This window comes from Rhodococcus sp. 14-1411-2a, assembly GCF_002259485.1.
Lineage (GTDB): Bacteria > Actinomycetota > Actinomycetes > Mycobacteriales > Mycobacteriaceae > Rhodococcoides.
Genome location: NZ_NPGA01000022.1, coordinates 89,451 through 104,094, shown reverse-complemented (window position 1 = coordinate 104,094; position 14,644 = coordinate 89,451). Strand labels below are relative to the sequence as shown.

The window sequence follows — 14,644 nt, the reverse complement described above, 5'->3', positions numbered from 1 at the left end:
GTCGAAGTCAGGATTGTTCGCGCGCCGCAGACTGGACAGCACTGGCGAGTCCGGAGAACGAACATTCGACGGGATCGTGCGAGAGCAGACTGCTCAACACAATCGACTTCTGCTCCCCGAACGTGGAGTTGAGGCGCTGGGTGGACACCACGTAGAAGTCCCACTGGTCTAGGTCGAGCGGGTCGGCGGCGGCCCGATCGGTCTGTTTGAAGACACAAAAGACATAGACGTCGGCCTGCCGCTTCCGTTGCGCGGCAATTGTGTTCGTCGTCGCGTCCCAGCCGTTCGTCGGCTGGATCCCGAAGCTGATCGTCGACAACCTCTTCTGCTTCCAACTTTGCAGGTATGCAGACGATTTCACCTCGACGCGAATTCCCCCTTCGGTCAGTAGATCAGAAGCATCCCACTCCACTCGGACTCCATCGGCTACGCATCCGAGTGCGAGTCCGACAATGTATTCGGCGAGAACACCGCGTTGGGCGTTCCCGATGAGATCCGAGCACGCCCAACGCCAGAACTGGCGAAGGTCCGATCCGATCGACTGCCCCTGCTGTGTGAAGGGCTCGTCGCCAGTCTTCGGTGCTGTCACGAGCGGGTCGCGGTGGTTCGTGAGCTCGATCGACGAGCATTCGGCCACGTCGGCCGCATACCGGGTCCCGTGGTGGTCGTGCAGCATCGCACTCGATGGGTCGAGATGCCGATGAACTCGGAATCGATGGCCATGGAAATTCTCCCTCGATCGGACAGGTGAACGGAACTAGCTCTTCCGAGGTCTACTCATGTGCCGCCAGATCGAGTGGTCGAGTGCCGACACCGGCATGTCCATCCGCCTCGCAGCGTCGGTCACCAGCCGTGAGACTTCTTCGCTCCCGAGTCTGCGACCCAACGCCTCCACCACGAATCGAGTGACGAGAGTGTCGGCTTTGACGCCGTCATGGCCGACCAGCATGAGGAAGTAGTCCCACGTCACCGGGCCCAAGCCGCGAGTTCCGCAGTACGCGGCTCGCTGCGCTGCCGAGTCCCGATCGATGTCGGATGCGTGGCGTGCGCCCGACGCTGCGAGCCGGCTGGCAGCAGAGATGATCGCCTCAGCCTTCGGCACACCTCCGGTCTTCTGCTTGTTGCCGAGCACCGTCTGAATCCACTGCGGGTCGGTTTCGCCCAGTACACCGAGGTCGTCCCAACTTTGCCTGCCGGACTCGGCCTTGTACCGCTTGATCGCGCCGCGTACGCCCGTGTCGGCAGAGACTCCGTAGACCGCTCTGATCGACAGGACCGCATCGATCAACGCCAGTTCCACATGCCCCGGCCATCCGTCCGGGGCAGCGTGCATCTCAGTGATCTCAGCCGTGAGGTACTCGACGAGCACCTCGATATCGCCTGCGTCAGTCGTCGCCATTGCGGTGGATCCCTTCTGGGTCGATGAGAGCGGACGTTACCGGCCAGTGCCGACCTATTTGCACAGATCTCGTCCTCGACGACCACAGTTCGTCGTACGGGCGAGGGTAAGGCAGTCGACACACCTTCCGGTGCTGCCTGCGACAGTCAGGCAGACGTTCGACTATCCGCGGATGACGATCTCGATGGCGTCGACATCGACGTCGTACGTCTTCGCCAGACCGGCCTTCGCTTCCCGGATCGTCAACGCGGCGACCTCCGTCGTCGGTGCTTGCGTGCTCGTGGACTGATCGTCGAATTTCTCGAACTTTGCATCGGTCAGGTCGATCCCCAGATCGTCCAGCGTGGTGTACCGCACCGGATTTCGGTCACCTGTCCACACGTCGGGGACGTTGACCCGGGCGAATTCGCTGAACTGAATCTTCCACCGGGCGGGGTCGCCGGCCGTTGCGGGAACGATCCGAGAGATCCGCCCGACCAGGAAGGCGCTGCCGTGATCTTCGGTGCCGTCCGCGTACGCCTCGACGTTGTGTGCGTTCTGCGTGCACACCACGTACTGGCACTTCCTGGCTCGCGCTGCATCCAGTTTCCACGACTGAGACCCGCCCTCACCCAGGATCGAGTCGAGGCTTTTGCCGGTGAACACGGCCACTGTGTCTTCGTTTGTCGTCATGCAGAGACCGTAGCAAACTATCTAGCTTGGTGCAACGAACTATAGATAGTTTTATTTATACTTTGACGCGTAGGGCCTGCTGGTGCACGCAGAAGTATGCTGCGCAAGCAGGCACCGTCTGGCGCTACCGCGACATCGAGCGTGGTCGGTCCCCGTCGCTCCCGCGCAGTTACCCGAAGTGCTCCACAGGTGGAAGGTGGCCATCTGACGACATCGACGAGCGGTCGCGCATTCCGCCTGCCGGCGGTGCCGGCCACCTGCGGTGTCCCCTGAGTGGAGCTCCGCTGCGCTCCGCACCGTAGACGAGCATCGTTCTTCCGGGCATCTGGCTGCCATCGAGTCTGCGTCACCCGTGCCCGCCTTACCCACCCCTGACTCCGCGATGCTCCGGCCCTGCGGGCGCCGAAAACTTTTCACGAACGCCTCCGGCTGAAAACTTCCCGGCCCAGGGGCAGGACGCCGTTCCCGTGCGCCGCCTACTCTCCCCACGCCAGATGACGGCGAAAGAACGCAGGGGAGGACGCAACACCGACCCGGCACGAGTTCCGAAGGGCAGCAACAGCTATGACCGAGACCACGAACACCGACTCCAGCACCTGCATCGCGGACGGCCCCGACTGCACCGGCGACATCGAATACCGGGACGCACTGTCCGGAACCGGGGTATCGCATCCGAGGTGCGACAAGCACTGGCAAGACCGTCTCGACCTCGAGGACGACATCCGCCGCCGCTACCCGGCCCACGCACCCGCCGACTTCGACCCCACCTACGCAGGCGAGCACTGGGACGAGGACTACTGACCCAGCACACGCTCACCACCCCAACCGAACCGCACCGACCGAGGAGCACAAGCCATGACCACCAACGACATCGACGACTACTGGACCACCTACGACAAGGCCCTCGACGCAGCCGCAGAATGCCGCAGCGTCGAAACCCTGATCGACACCCTGAACCGTTACTACCCGCCCTCGTCCGGAGTCGCGTTCTTCCCCAACGGAGCCGACCGCGACCTACTCGGCACCCTCACCGACGCCGGACACTTCGATACCGTCTGGATTCACGCGGACTACCACTTCGCGCTCCGTGACGGCCGCGGAGACGGATTCACCTACATCGAAGGCGACATCGTCCGCGGAACCTCACGCCGGTAACCCACCGCCCCGGTGCCAGACGGCACCGGGGCCACCAACCCGCACCACCTGGAAGGAACGCCCCTGATGCCCGCTCAAGCATGGGTCACCCTGATCGTCGGCGTCCTCGCCGTCGTCGGCGTCGCCCTGACCGTCCGCCAACGCACCGTGGCCGACAAACGCGCCCAAGCCTGGCAACGGATCACCTGGTGCCTCGAACGCACCACCAGCGACAACGAGGCCGAAGCCGCCCTGGGCTGGGACATCTACACACCGGTGACCGACTCGCCGCTCATCACCCGAACCGAACGAGACGTACTGCGCGCCGTCGCGACCCGGGCGTTGTGGCGAGCACTGGCGTCACCGGCACAAACCGAGGACACTGACAACCAGAACGAGCAGGAGGACCCACGATGACCACCACCGAGAAGCGCACCAACGCCGCCCGACCACAGGTCGCACGGGCCGCAGCACGGGCATCGGTCGCGTTGTACGAACGTGACGGCCTCGAGGTACCCCAGTGGATCCGCGACGCTGCCGAAGGGCGCCCGACCACGCCACCGGCAGAACAGCCCTGACACAGGCACCAGCCGCAGACCGACAAGGCCCGCACCCGACACAGGGTGCGGGCCTTCTCTGTTGCAGGGAAGGGTCGGCGGCTCGCGTAGGACCGGGCCACCCTGCGGGCGTCCACCGCATCGAACTCCGCTGCGCTCCGTCCTGTGAAAAAAATTCTTGTTTTCCCCTTCTGGCCTTCCGATTTTGACCGGCGGTGACCTCCGCGCAACCGCCGGCGTCCGCTGCGCTCCCGGCCCGAAAGGCTCCAGAAACTTTTCACAGACGCCTCCGGCTGAAAACTTTCCGGCCCGACCATTGCACTCCGGCCCCCTCATGCCGGTCCAACTCTCCCCTGCCAGAACGGCAAAAAAATTGGCGGGCCACCGAGGTTCGTCACGTTGAGCAGAGGAGCGCGAGATGCCGAAGACCACCGCCCAGAAAGCCCACAGCAGCACCGACACCGACAACTACGGCGCAGTGGTCACCCACACCACCGCCACCATCGTCGGACGCCAGAAAGCCGTGGTCAACGTCCACGCCGCCGCCACCGACGACGCCCAGATGATCGTCACCTTCAACCGACTGATGATGACCTTCCGCTCCGCCGCCGCCGTCCACGCCTTCATCGCCGGACTCGCCGACGCCCGAACCCTCATCGGCCGCATCGACAACCAGGCACCCCAGCCCGGGGGACCGGGCGACGACTACGCCCGCGCCGCAATGTCCGTTGTATGGATCGCGCCACCGGAAACCGCCGTCACCCCACGCGAGCAGTACGTCCCAGCCCGGCGACGCACCATGCACTGGGTCGAGGTCCACATGGGACCGGTCACCTGGCGCATCATCGACCGCCTCGGCTACGTCACCATGCTCGACGAGCTCCGCAACGTGCACCGCATGGCCGTCGCGATCTTCACCGACGGCGACCAGTACACGAGCGACCCGACCACCCTCACCGACGCATTCGACGACGCCGAACGCGAACACCAGGAAGACATGGCTGCACCCTGGCGTCGACGCCTCTAAGACGCTCTCAGGCCCCCGGCCCCGGACCCGACACGGTTCCGGGGCCGAGTCATCTCCATCCACAGGCGAATCTTCTGTCCCCAGATTCCGGAAAATGCCTGCGCATCGCGGACCTCGCTGGCGCTCGGTACGCGATGCTGGAAGAACCACGCATCACAGGCCGCCCGGCTCACCCACCCGAAGGAACACAACACCGATGATCACCTGGACCGTCACCACCCGCGCCGACCGCCGACCCGAAACCATCACCACCGCAGGAGCAGAACCCAGCCTCGACGCAGCGAAACGAGCCGCCGCCGACGCCGTCCGCTACGCCCTCCTCGACGCCCAGGCCCACGCCGACATCAGCCCCACCAACACCCCACCGACGTACCTCGTCACCATCGACGGCGAATGCGCCCTCATCGTCAGCCTCGGAGCGTGCCGACCCGGCAACTACACCGGCCTACTCGACAAACTCGAGCACTTCGACGGCACCGCCACCCACCTGCTCTACCTATAGACAGACCGAGGGGAGTAGACCTGAAAGCGTTGCGCGAGAACAACTCTGTCGGTACGTACTGCAATACTTTCCCTATGCGCATCAGAACACTCACCGGCCCACCGCTACCAGCCGAAATCGCAGCGGACACAGCACGACTCCTCGCACTCGTGGAACTGAACAACGCCCGGCCCCAACCGGAACCGAACGCCACGGCCAACGACCGCGGCCCCCGCGCGCGATACTCCTGAATTCGCCAAACCCCTACAACCAAAAGCGCGGTGACCGCGAACGGCCACCGGCTCCTGGTGCTTCTACTTATCAGCCTTAGAACAGCTGCAACACAGCAATCAGCACGTCAACGGCCCTGTGAACCCACGGACCCGCCCCATCCCAGACCGCCAGCAGCACTGCCCACACAGGAGACCAAACCTCGTCACCTGGCCCCGGCATCTCGACACCGAACACCTGACCCACCAGCTTCACCAGTGAGTTCACCTGCCCTAGTGTCAACAAGGTCCTCACGGGTCGTGAACCTCTGAACCTGGTGAACCATCCTCTCCAGCCTGCTCGCCCGGTCTCGGACCCATCATTCTTCTCTGCAGCCATAATACTTTCCCTTCGTAGTGAAATTCCGTCCCGTTGTCGGGGTGATTTGCGCACACGTGTGGCATATCGGCCTTTCGGTTGGATTCACGATATCTTGGCTCAGCGGTTGCTTCGCCTCCATTAGAGTCCCATATTGAGGGCCTTTCCGCAACCCTCTCGAAGAGTGCACGATGGCCACGTATCGCCAGGTCAAGGCCGGTATATAAGTTTAATCGCGTACTTATCAAGCGCGAATTATTACCGGAATAAAGCAGCGGATATCTCTGATTCTTTTCCGGATATTCGTCGATTAATTGCGCGGAATAGATAAATGTTCGACAAAAGAATGTATCCAGGGTCTACGAGCTGCCGCGACACCGAGCGTGGCCGGTCTCCGTCGCTCCCGCACAGTCACCGGCGAGCTCCTCAGGTGGAGGTGGTCACCTGCCGACGTTCGACGAGCGGTCTCGCATTCCGCCTGCCAGGCGGTGCCGGCCACCCTGCGGGCGTCCACCGAACCGAACTCCGCTGCGCTCCGCACCGCGAAAGACATCGATTTCTTGTCGCACATCTGGCTCCCGGCGATACTGCATCACCCGGGCCCGCCGCCTCAACCCCGCGCTCCGCTGCGCTACGGCCGAAGGCTCCGAACACTTTTCGTCCCGTACTCGCTGCGCTCCCACGAAAAGTGTCCTGCCGCGGGGTTGCCCCGTCGTTCCCGTGCGCTGCTGTCTCTCCTCACGCCAGATGACGGCGACAAGAAATTGGCAGAGCAGGCCGGGGGACCGGTCACGAGGGAGAGGGGCCAGTCATGGCATCACGGACCAAGACCAGCACAGCGGACAAGGCCGAAGCACGCCGCGAGCTGCTCCGTCGGTCAGGAAGTAGTGACAGCGTCACCGTCACCGTCGACGACCGCGCTTTCGGTTCGAATAGTGTTCGTGGAGAACGTGATCAGGTTGCCGTCGCCGTCGACGGTCGCGAACTCCGTCGTTCCCCAGTCCGTCGCGACGGGGTGGCCGGCGTCTGCTGGGTGCAGGACGCCCGCGCGCGAGAGTTCGTCGTACAGTTCCGTGATCTCGTCGACGGTGATGCGGCAGCTGGCCGTTCCGGCGAGGAAGGTCTCCGCTCCGCTGCACACCGGCCACGGCGCAGGGTCGGTGCGGGTGGTCCAGCTGTCGTCGTCGGAGGCCCACAGGTGGATCTCGACGTCGTCTCGAGTGAGCTTGGCGAAGGTGGGATCGGAGTACTGCGCCGTGAAGCCGAAGGCGCGGGTGTAGACGGCGATCGCGGTCTCGATGTGCCGTACCGGCAGCGCGGGGACCGCTCTGGACATAGCCATGGGCAACACTAACGCCGGTGAACGACACGAGGGAGTGAACGCTGCGTGCCTTCGGTGAGTGCGTGCGGGTCGAGGTGCGCTGGTCGACGCGCGGGCGCTACCGCTCAGTGTTCGACCGGGGCGGCGTGACGTGACCCTTTTCTGCGTTCATCGTTGCAGCGCTTCGCCTTTCGATTGCAGCGACGCGGCGAGTTGGTCGACGGTCGGGAGGCCGGCCAGGCCGCGGTCGGTCGAGTAGACGCGGCAGGCGAGTTCGGTCAGTTGCACGGCATCGTCGAAGGCATCGACGCCGTCGATGAGGATGGTCGGTGAGCCGGCGAAGGCCGACGCCGCTGCCTCGGCGTCGGAGGAGATCAGCCGGTGACCGATGTCGATGTCTGACTGTTCGATCAGGCTGGCTGCAGCGCGAACCCGGTCCGCAGCTTCCTGCCAGTTCGGGCACCCGTCGAAGTACAAAATTTCCACCTTCATACGAGCGAGTCTGCCCTCGAATCGGTTGGCGTGCCGGTGCGGCCACAACGGGCGGCGGTTCATGGTGAGATCGTGTCGGCTGCAACGGGCGGGGCGGCGATCGTACATCTGATGCTATTCCGCATCCTTTTTCAACAACGTCCTGTTGATCCTCAGTCAGAAACCAGAGGCAACGCAGGTCGCCGGATTCCGTGCCTGGCAGCAGCGCGGGCGGCAGGTTCTCAAGGGCGAGAAAGCGATCCGGATCTACGGCTACAGCTCCCGCACCGTCACCGAGACCGACCCCGCCACCGGCGACGAAGAAACCCGCAAGGTGCCCACGTTCCCGATTCTGTCGGTGTTCGACCACTCCCAAACCGACCCGATCGAGGGACACCCCCAGCCCGAGGAAATCGGCCAGCTTCTCACCGGCGCCGATCCGGACGCGATCTACGACCGCGTGGCCGCGATCATGACCGGGCGCGGCTGGACCGTCACCCGCGAGGCGATCGCCAGCAGCGCGAACGGCTATACCACCACCGACGGCTCCCACCGGATCGTCGTCGATGCAGCCCTCGAACCCGCAGCGGCCGCGAAAACGATGATCCACGAGGCAGCGCACGCGATCATGCACGCACCCGACCTCATCGGCCCCGAAGCCCGCAAGGACCTGCACCGGGGCCGGATGGAAGTCGAAGCCGAATCCGTCGCCTACGTCCTGGCCGGGATGCTCGGACTCGACACCAGCGCCTACAGCGTCGGCTACATCGCCGGATGGGCAGCAGGAGACCTCGAGCAGGTCACCGCCACCGCGAAAGCAGTACTGACCGCAGTCCACGAGCTGGCCGACGCACTTGACACCGCCGCCGCCGCGTCGGACGCCGGCGAGGACACCGAGACCGGGGAAGCCGCGTAGCTCGGTGGGGGTAGGTACGCCGGCCGAGAGTTCCGGCCGGCGGATCAGGCCACCTGGCGGTGTCCACCGAATCGAGCTCCGCTTCGCTCCGCACTCGAAAGAGCAAAAACGTTTTCACTCCGGTTCTGGCTACCGGCGAGCATCCATCACCCGTGACCGCCGACTCAACCCCTCGCTCCGCTGCGCTACGGCCAAGGCTCCGAACACTTTTCGTCGAGCAGTCGCTGCGCTCCCACGAAAACTGCCCGGCCGAAGGGTTGCCCCGTCGTCCCCGTGCGCTGATTTCTCTCCTCACGCCAGAAACGGCGAAAAAACGTGGCAGGGCAACAGGGTCCGGCCATCAGTTGAGAAGGGACGTAGCGACATGCACGACACCATCACAGGACCGAGGACGGTGGGACTGCACACCGCCGTCATGACCGCGATCCGTCAGGTACCGGCGCAGGTCAAGACCCACGCACTCGCGCAGGTCACCGCCTACACCGAGCAGGTCAACCGAGCTGCTGAGGATGCAAATTCGACCACCGTCGATGCGCACCTCGAGCGGGCCGCGTTCTGGGCATGCACCGCCCGCGAAAACGGAGCCAGTGAGGCCGAAATCCACGCCGCACGCCAGGCAGGCCACCACCAGGCAGCCACCGCTCAGCAATAACCCCCGGGCCCGTACAGGCCCGGAAAACAAGAAAACACCGGACAGCTCTTACCTGCCCGGTGTCTCCAACCGAAGAATCTACCAGGGAGAGACACCACCATGACCGCAAGCATCGAAACCACCACCGCCGCAACCGAAGCCCCCACGACCGGCACCACGCCGGTCGTGGGGGCGGGCGAGGAGTTCGCCCGCCTGCACCCCACCGCCCTCGAAGTCGGCCCCAACGTCCGCGACGAGGTCGACACCGACTCGGATGAGTTCCGCGCCGTCGTCGCCTCCATCACCGAACACGGTGTGCTCCTGCCGATCCTCGCGCGCCGCGACGGCGACCGCATCGTGGTCATCGACGGCCAGGTCCGCACCCTCGCCGCTCTCGAAGCCGGGGTCGACAGTGTTCCGGTACTGATTCGGCCGACTGCGAGCAAGGCCAAGGACCGCGAAATCGAACGCCTCACCCAGCAGGTGAACACCAACGACCGCCGTATCGCCCTCACCGACGGTCAACGCGCGAAAGCGGTGACCGAGATGTTCGAGCTGGGTCTGTCGGCTACCAAGATCGCCAAGACGATGCAGTACGACAGCCGGGAGACCGCCAAAGCAGCAGGAACAGCGGGTCGCTCGCAGACCGCCCGCGAGGCGCTCGACGCCGGACAGCTCGACCTCGAGCAGGCGGCAGTGGTCGCGGTGTTCGACGCCGACGGCGACACCGAGGCTGTCGAGGAACTGCTCAACGCCGGATCACGGTTCCGCTCCGTCGCGCAGGAGTTGATCGCGGACCGCGCCGAACGCAAGGCCCGCGCCGAAGCCGGTACCCCGTACGCGGACAAGGGCCTGACGGTCCTGGCAGACGAGCCGTTCTACGACAGCCCCTACGTCGCCGCTGAGGACTTGGTGACCGCAGACGGAGACCCGATCACCGAGGCCGTCATCGACGGCGCGGCCGAGCACTGGGCGGTGTGGCTGACCCCGAACGAGCAGATCACCCTCACCGCCAGCGGCGAGGTGATCGAGTCCGAGTCGATCGACTGGGCGACCGAAGGAGCCCCGAAGGCTGTTGCCACCGAGGGCTACCACCACCACAAGGACGTCACCGTCGCCCAGGTGTGGGTGCCGGAGTACTTCACCGCCGACCCCGACGCGGCCGGTGTGAAGCTGGGGCCGATCCTGGCCGCAGCGTCGAGTGAACCCGACGCGTCCGACGACCAGGCCGTAGCCGAGAGGAAGGCACGCGAGAAGAAGGCAGCGCAGGCAGCGCTCGCGGAGAAGGAAGCCGAGAAGGCCACTCGGCGGCGCACCGTCGCACTGAACAAGGCCAGCGCCGCCGCGACGATCGTCCGCAAGGAATGGCTGACGAAGTTCCTCACCCGCAAGACCCTGCCGAAGGGGGCAGGGAAGTGGATCACCGAAACCCTCGTCGACGAGCCGGGACTGTTGACCGAGAACAAAGCGCCGCAGTACCTCGCAGAGCTGCTCGGTGTGACCGTGCCCGCCGACACCAGCCCCAGCGCCGGATACCCCGGTGTCGCGGACAAAGCCGCGCGGCGAGCGCTCGTCGCCATGATCGACAAGACGCCCAGCGAGACCCGCGCGCAGGTGATCCTGCTCGCGCAGATCCTCGCCGCCTACGAAGCACGAGTGAGCGGCAAGGGCAACGACTCCTGGCGTCGCACGTCCTGGGGCAACCAGGACAACTACCTGGGCTTCCTCGACCAGCACGGCCACGTGCTGACCGTGGTCGAGCAGGCCGCAGCCGGAATGGTCACCCCCGAGCAGGCGTACGACGCGCTCACCGCGCCCAGTGAGGACAACGCCGCCGACCAGTAATGGAGCAGGGGTGGCGGGCATCATGTGCCCGCCACCCCTCATCCGTCGCTGCGGTTGGTGCGAGTACTGCCGAGGCTGAGCACCGCCGCGATGGCGGCACCGACGAGCAGCAGCATCACTGCGCTCTCGCTGCGTTCGGACGCGCTGAGCTCACCCCAGGTCAACAGCCGGGCGACAACAGCGAGCCCGTACAGGCCGAGGGCGGCACTTCGGTATCTGTCCATCGCCGGACAGTATCGGCCCCGCAGCGCAGGTGGGGGAGCGTCCCCGGCCCGGGTCGAGGGGGCCTGCGGCAGCCCCTCGAGCTCCCCCGCTCGACGCCCCACCACCGGACTGCTCACGACGGGCAGGCGGCTGACGAAAGCAGCCGCAGGATCCTCAGACCGTTGCCGTCCGACCGCGTGCATGGGCTGTTCGATCAGCTGAGCAGGCCCGATGACCGGGTGATTCTGGCGCTCGTCGCGGTCCACGCGCTGACGATCGAAGAGGTCATCGGCTTCCGACTCGACCATCTCGACCGTTCGGCAGGACGAGCAACCGTCACCCGTACGCACACCCGCCACACGTTCTGGTTGGACGAGTTCACCGCTGAGGTGCTCCGCGACTGGCTGATCTACCGTCAGCTGCGGTGGCCGACCAGCACGAATCCGTACTTGCTGATCACCCGGATAACTGCGCCTACCGCACTGCCGGGCAGTCGCCACTACATCACCCGGCCATTCCGTGACCTCGGCATCACCGCCCGCGAACTGCGTGTCGATCGCATCCTCGACGAGGCCGCCCACAGTGGCGACCCAGTTGCCCTGATGACCGTGTTCGGTATCGGCACCACCACTGCGGTCCGCTATGTCAGGACTGCGCACCCAGGCCGATTCGACGTAGACCCCACCGCACCATGACTCGATCCGAAGTTCGGCCAACGGACTGGTCTTCGCCGCAGGTTCGTAAGCCACTCGACGCAGCCAACGGCCTTCCGAAACATACGGGGAGGGGGTATGGTCGACATGTCATCGAGATACCCCCAGGGGGTATCTAAGCAGCCAGAGGAGCGCGACATGATCACCACGGTTTACAAAGTCACGGGCATGACCTGCGGTCACTGCGAAGCGGCAGTCCGGGAGGAAGTAAGCACCGTTGCAGGAGTCGACACGGTCGAGGCATCTGCAGCTGCGGGAACTCTGACGGTGACAAGTGCTGACGTGCCCGACCACGCCGGTGTCATCGCAGCTGTCCGCGAGGCTGGATACACAGTCGAACCGCAACCCAAAGATTCGCGCACCGCGTAACCGCTGAACCTGGTGGAGAGAAGGATTTCCCGCGATGAACAACCACACACATGCCGACGCTGGCGGAGCCGAGACAGCGGGCACGCTGCCGGGCCACGATGCATCCGAACACAGCGCAGCCCACTCCGGCCATGGCGAGAAGGAACACGAAGGCCATACCGGTCACGAAGGCCATACCGGTCACGGTGGCCACGCCGGTCATGGGGACCACGTCGGCATGTTCCGTCGTCTGTTCTGGATCATGCTGGTCCTCGCCCTTCCGGTGATCGTTGCCTCGAACATGTTCGCGATGCTCCTCGGATACTCACTGCCCGACTCATCGTGGATCGCCTGGGTCTCCCCGGTGCTCGGAACGGTGATGTATGCCTGGGGCGGTTCCCCGTTCCTCTCCGGAGCAGTCAGCGAAATCCGTTCACGTGCACCGGGAATGATGCTGCTCATCGCCCTCGCGATCACCGTCGCATTCGTCGCGTCGATGGGAGCAAGCCTCGGCCTGCTCGATCATCAGCTCGACTTCTGGTGGGAACTGGCGCTGCTGATCGTGATCATGCTGCTCGGGCACTGGATCGAAATGCGATCCCTCGCGCAGACCACCTCCGCTCTGGACTCGTTGGCGGCGCTGCTTCCGGACACCGCCGAACGCGTCGACGGCGACGATGTGGTGCCGGTGCCCCCGTCCGAGCTGCAGCTCGGTGATGTCGTCGTCGTGCGCCCCGGTGGCCGCGTACCGGCCGACGGCACCATCGTCTCCGGATCGGCGAGCATGGACGAATCGATGATCACCGGCGAATCACGCACCGTCCGCCGCAGCGACGGCGACCAAGTCGTCGCCGGCACTGTCGCCACCGACTCCGGTCTCCGCATCAAGGTCACCGCAGTAGGGGAGGACACCGCCCTCGCCGGCATCGGCCGCCTGGTCGCCGACGCCCAGAACTCGACCTCGCGGGCCCAGCGCATCGCCGACACCGCCGCCGGCTGGCTGTTCTGGTTCGCTCTCGGATCTGCGATCATCACCGCGTTGGTGTGGACGCTATTCGGGATGCCCGACGACGCCGTCATCCGCACCATCACCGTGTTGGTCATCGCCTGCCCGCACGCACTCGGGCTCGCGATCCCGCTGGTGGTCTCCATCGCCACCGAACGTGCCGCCCGCGGCGGGGTTCTGGTCAAGGACCGGCTCGCACTCGAAACCATGCGCACGGTGGACACCGTGCTCTTCGACAAGACCGGGACCCTCACCAAGGGTGAACCCACCGTCACCGCAATCGAGGTGACGAACGGGCGCACCGCCGACAATGTCCTCGCTTTGGCTGCTGCCGCAGAAGCCGACTCAGAGCACCCACTCGCACGGGCCATCGTTGCGGCCGCACGCGCGCGGAACCTGACCGTCCCGGCTGCAGCAGACTTCCAGTCGTCTCCCGCCGTCGGGGTCTCTGCGGACGTCGACGGCACCCGCGTGCAGGTCGGCGGGCCCGCGCTGCTCGAGCAGGAACACGGATCCGAACTTGCTGTCGCCGACCGGTGGCGGGGCGACGGGGCGATCATCCTGCACGTCCTCGCCGACGGTGCCGTGATCGGTGCCCTTGCGCTCGCCGACGAGATCCGGCCCGAATCACGCACGGCAATCGACGCGCTCCACGCCCGCGGAGTCGCGGTGGTGATGATCACCGGTGATGCCGATGCCGTCGCGAAGTCCGTCGCCACCGAGCTCGGTGTGGACCGCTACTTCGCCGGGGTGAAACCGGAAGACAAGTCCCACAACGTCGCTGAACTGCAGAGTGAAGGACGCACGGTGGCGATGGTCGGCGACGGAGTCAACGACGCCCCAGCGTTGGCACAGGCCGATGTCGGTATCGCGATCGGGGCCGGCACCGACGTCGCTATCGCGTCGGCAGGGGTGATCCTCGCCAGCGACGATCCGAGGTCGGTGTTGTCGGTGATCGAACTCTCGCGCGCCTCGTACCGGAAGATGAAGCAAAACCTCTGGTGGGCAGCGGGATACAACCTCATCTCAGTTCCGCTCGCGGCAGGAGTGCTCGCGCCGGTCGGGTTCGTGCTGCCCATGTCGATCGGCGCGATCCTGATGTCGCTGTCGACGATCATCGTCGCCGCGAACGCGCAGCTGCTTCGGCGACTCGACCTCACGCCCGACACCATCACCGGAGCGGTGAACGAGGGGAGTTCCAATTCTCCGTCGCAGCGCACACCGTCACTGTGAGAGCTGATCTCGTACCGGAAACGCAGCCCTGACGACTGCGAAGCGCTGATGGCCGCACCCTCTCCGCCGGAGAGGATGCGGCCATCGTTGTGTATAGC

19 protein-coding genes are annotated in these 14,644 nt (G+C 65.2%); 13 read left to right on the top strand and 6 right to left on the bottom strand.

The genetic code is table 11. The annotated features are described in order from the left end of the window. Window positions 1-7 precede the first annotated feature (7 nt). From CH291_RS26090 to CH291_RS26080, 3 genes are all read right to left on the bottom strand, one after another. On the bottom strand, window positions 8-676 hold the full coding sequence (locus CH291_RS26090) for a hypothetical protein (protein ID WP_094689027.1): 669 nt from the start codon (window positions 674-676) through the stop codon (window positions 8-10). An 81-nt stretch (window positions 677-757) separates the two neighbouring features. Beyond that, complete coding sequence (locus CH291_RS26085; protein WP_094689026.1) at window positions 758-1,399, bottom strand: hypothetical protein; 642 nt, start codon at window positions 1,397-1,399, stop codon at window positions 758-760. 162 nt (window positions 1,400-1,561) lie between these two features. Beyond that, window positions 1,562-2,071, bottom strand: a complete 510-nt coding sequence (locus CH291_RS26080) for a hypothetical protein (RefSeq protein WP_094689025.1) — start codon at window positions 2,069-2,071, stop codon at window positions 1,562-1,564. A 564-nt stretch (window positions 2,072-2,635) separates the two neighbouring features. On the opposite strand from CH291_RS26080, the gene CH291_RS26075 reads away from it, so the two are divergent. From CH291_RS26075 to CH291_RS26980, 7 genes are all read left to right on the top strand, one after another. Beyond that, window positions 2,636-2,872, top strand: a complete 237-nt coding sequence (locus tag CH291_RS26075) for a hypothetical protein (protein WP_094689024.1) — start codon at window positions 2,636-2,638, stop codon at window positions 2,870-2,872. A 54-nt stretch (window positions 2,873-2,926) separates the two neighbouring features. After that, a complete protein-coding gene (locus tag CH291_RS26070) occupies window positions 2,927-3,226 on the top strand; it encodes a hypothetical protein (RefSeq protein ID WP_032393543.1) in 300 nt (99 codons plus the stop codon). A 66-nt stretch (window positions 3,227-3,292) separates the two neighbouring features. Next, window positions 3,293-3,622: a hypothetical protein gene (locus tag CH291_RS26065; RefSeq protein WP_032401360.1), complete on the top strand. Its 330-nt coding sequence runs from the start codon at window positions 3,293-3,295 to the stop codon at window positions 3,620-3,622. Further along, complete coding sequence (locus CH291_RS26985; protein WP_179276676.1) at window positions 3,619-3,783, top strand: hypothetical protein; 165 nt, start codon at window positions 3,619-3,621, stop codon at window positions 3,781-3,783. The genes CH291_RS26065 and CH291_RS26985 overlap by 4 nt, the downstream gene beginning before the upstream one ends. 397 nt (window positions 3,784-4,180) lie before the next feature. Continuing rightward, the gene (locus CH291_RS26060; RefSeq protein WP_094689023.1) at window positions 4,181-4,789 is read left to right on the top strand and encodes a hypothetical protein; all 609 of its coding nucleotides are present in this window, start codon (window positions 4,181-4,183) and stop codon (window positions 4,787-4,789) included. A gap of 196 nt (window positions 4,790-4,985) precedes the next feature. Then, window positions 4,986-5,291 carry a hypothetical protein gene (locus tag CH291_RS27350; protein ID WP_094689022.1) on the top strand — a complete coding sequence of 102 codons (306 nt, stop codon included), beginning with the start codon at window positions 4,986-4,988 and terminating at the stop codon, window positions 5,289-5,291. 74 nt (window positions 5,292-5,365) lie between these two features. Then, on the top strand, window positions 5,366-5,521 hold the full coding sequence (locus CH291_RS26980; protein WP_179276675.1) for a hypothetical protein: 156 nt from the start codon (window positions 5,366-5,368) through the stop codon (window positions 5,519-5,521). Between the two features lie 1,214 nt (window positions 5,522-6,735). Here the strand turns inward: CH291_RS26980 and CH291_RS26045 are convergent. Together CH291_RS26045 and CH291_RS26040 are read right to left on the bottom strand one after the other, a co-directional pair. Beyond that, the gene (locus tag CH291_RS26045) at window positions 6,736-7,200 is read right to left on the bottom strand and encodes a VOC family protein (protein ID WP_094689020.1); all 465 of its coding nucleotides are present in this window, start codon (window positions 7,198-7,200) and stop codon (window positions 6,736-6,738) included. 147 nt (window positions 7,201-7,347) lie between these two features. Next, the gene (locus tag CH291_RS26040; protein ID WP_094689071.1) at window positions 7,348-7,671 is read right to left on the bottom strand and encodes an alkylmercury lyase; all 324 of its coding nucleotides are present in this window, start codon (window positions 7,669-7,671) and stop codon (window positions 7,348-7,350) included. A 145-nt stretch (window positions 7,672-7,816) separates the two neighbouring features. Between CH291_RS26040 and CH291_RS26035 the strand changes: the two genes are divergently transcribed. From CH291_RS26035 to CH291_RS26025, 3 genes are all read left to right on the top strand, one after another. Beyond that, on the top strand, window positions 7,817-8,566 hold the full coding sequence (locus CH291_RS26035) for an ImmA/IrrE family metallo-endopeptidase (RefSeq protein ID WP_256980979.1): 750 nt from the start codon (window positions 7,817-7,819) through the stop codon (window positions 8,564-8,566). A 364-nt stretch (window positions 8,567-8,930) separates the two neighbouring features. Continuing rightward, window positions 8,931-9,218: a hypothetical protein gene (locus CH291_RS26030; RefSeq protein ID WP_037106629.1), complete on the top strand. Its 288-nt coding sequence runs from the start codon at window positions 8,931-8,933 to the stop codon at window positions 9,216-9,218. 99 nt (window positions 9,219-9,317) lie between these two features. Then, window positions 9,318-11,042 carry a ParB/RepB/Spo0J family partition protein gene (locus CH291_RS26025; protein ID WP_094689019.1) on the top strand — a complete coding sequence of 575 codons (1,725 nt, stop codon included), beginning with the start codon at window positions 9,318-9,320 and terminating at the stop codon, window positions 11,040-11,042. Window positions 11,043-11,080: 38 nt separating this feature from the next. Here CH291_RS26025 and CH291_RS26020 read toward each other — a convergent pair whose 3' ends face one another. Further along, window positions 11,081-11,266, bottom strand: a complete 186-nt coding sequence (locus CH291_RS26020) for a hypothetical protein (protein WP_032382549.1) — start codon at window positions 11,264-11,266, stop codon at window positions 11,081-11,083. Window positions 11,267-11,428: 162 nt separating this feature from the next. Between CH291_RS26020 and CH291_RS26015 the strand changes: the two genes are divergently transcribed. From CH291_RS26015 to CH291_RS26005, 3 genes are all read left to right on the top strand, one after another. After that, the gene (locus CH291_RS26015) at window positions 11,429-11,941 is read left to right on the top strand and encodes a hypothetical protein (protein ID WP_143545969.1); all 513 of its coding nucleotides are present in this window, start codon (window positions 11,429-11,431) and stop codon (window positions 11,939-11,941) included. A gap of 156 nt (window positions 11,942-12,097) precedes the next feature. Further along, window positions 12,098-12,328 carry a heavy-metal-associated domain-containing protein gene (locus CH291_RS26010; protein ID WP_027494143.1) on the top strand — a complete coding sequence of 77 codons (231 nt, stop codon included), beginning with the start codon at window positions 12,098-12,100 and terminating at the stop codon, window positions 12,326-12,328. Between the two features lie 34 nt (window positions 12,329-12,362). After that, the gene (locus CH291_RS26005; protein ID WP_094662895.1) at window positions 12,363-14,546 is read left to right on the top strand and encodes a heavy metal translocating P-type ATPase; all 2,184 of its coding nucleotides are present in this window, start codon (window positions 12,363-12,365) and stop codon (window positions 14,544-14,546) included. Window positions 14,547-14,644: the final 98 nt, after the last annotated feature.

What these genes read in the sequence shown, in the direction of transcription:
- CH291_RS26090 (WP_094689027.1), bottom strand. Translation starts at nt 676, where the DNA reads ATGCTGCACGACCACCACGGGACCCGGTATGCGGCCGACGTGGCCGAA.
- CH291_RS26075 (WP_094689024.1), top strand. Translation starts at nt 2,636, where the DNA reads ATGACCGAGACCACGAACACCGACTCCAGCACCTGCATCGCGGACGGC.
- CH291_RS26040 (WP_094689071.1), bottom strand. Translation starts at nt 7,671, where the DNA reads ATGAAGGTGGAAATTTTGTACTTCGACGGGTGCCCGAACTGGCAGGAA.
- CH291_RS26045 (WP_094689020.1), bottom strand. Translation starts at nt 7,200, where the DNA reads ATGGCTATGTCCAGAGCGGTCCCCGCGCTGCCGGTACGGCACATCGAG.
- CH291_RS26985 (WP_179276676.1), top strand. Translation starts at nt 3,619, where the DNA reads ATGACCACCACCGAGAAGCGCACCAACGCCGCCCGACCACAGGTCGCA.
- CH291_RS26085 (WP_094689026.1), bottom strand. Translation starts at nt 1,399, where the DNA reads ATGGCGACGACTGACGCAGGCGATATCGAGGTGCTCGTCGAGTACCTC.
- CH291_RS26980 (WP_179276675.1), top strand. Translation starts at nt 5,366, where the DNA reads ATGCGCATCAGAACACTCACCGGCCCACCGCTACCAGCCGAAATCGCA.
- CH291_RS26025 (WP_094689019.1), top strand. Translation starts at nt 9,318, where the DNA reads ATGACCGCAAGCATCGAAACCACCACCGCCGCAACCGAAGCCCCCACG.
- CH291_RS26065 (WP_032401360.1), top strand. Translation starts at nt 3,293, where the DNA reads ATGCCCGCTCAAGCATGGGTCACCCTGATCGTCGGCGTCCTCGCCGTC.
- CH291_RS26080 (WP_094689025.1), bottom strand. Translation starts at nt 2,071, where the DNA reads ATGACGACAAACGAAGACACAGTGGCCGTGTTCACCGGCAAAAGCCTC.
- CH291_RS26020 (WP_032382549.1), bottom strand. Translation starts at nt 11,266, where the DNA reads ATGGACAGATACCGAAGTGCCGCCCTCGGCCTGTACGGGCTCGCTGTT.
- CH291_RS26005 (WP_094662895.1), top strand. Translation starts at nt 12,363, where the DNA reads ATGAACAACCACACACATGCCGACGCTGGCGGAGCCGAGACAGCGGGC.
- CH291_RS26030 (WP_037106629.1), top strand. Translation starts at nt 8,931, where the DNA reads ATGCACGACACCATCACAGGACCGAGGACGGTGGGACTGCACACCGCC.
- CH291_RS26070 (WP_032393543.1), top strand. Translation starts at nt 2,927, where the DNA reads ATGACCACCAACGACATCGACGACTACTGGACCACCTACGACAAGGCC.
- CH291_RS26010 (WP_027494143.1), top strand. Translation starts at nt 12,098, where the DNA reads ATGATCACCACGGTTTACAAAGTCACGGGCATGACCTGCGGTCACTGC.
- CH291_RS27350 (WP_094689022.1), top strand. Translation starts at nt 4,986, where the DNA reads ATGATCACCTGGACCGTCACCACCCGCGCCGACCGCCGACCCGAAACC.
- CH291_RS26060 (WP_094689023.1), top strand. Translation starts at nt 4,181, where the DNA reads ATGCCGAAGACCACCGCCCAGAAAGCCCACAGCAGCACCGACACCGAC.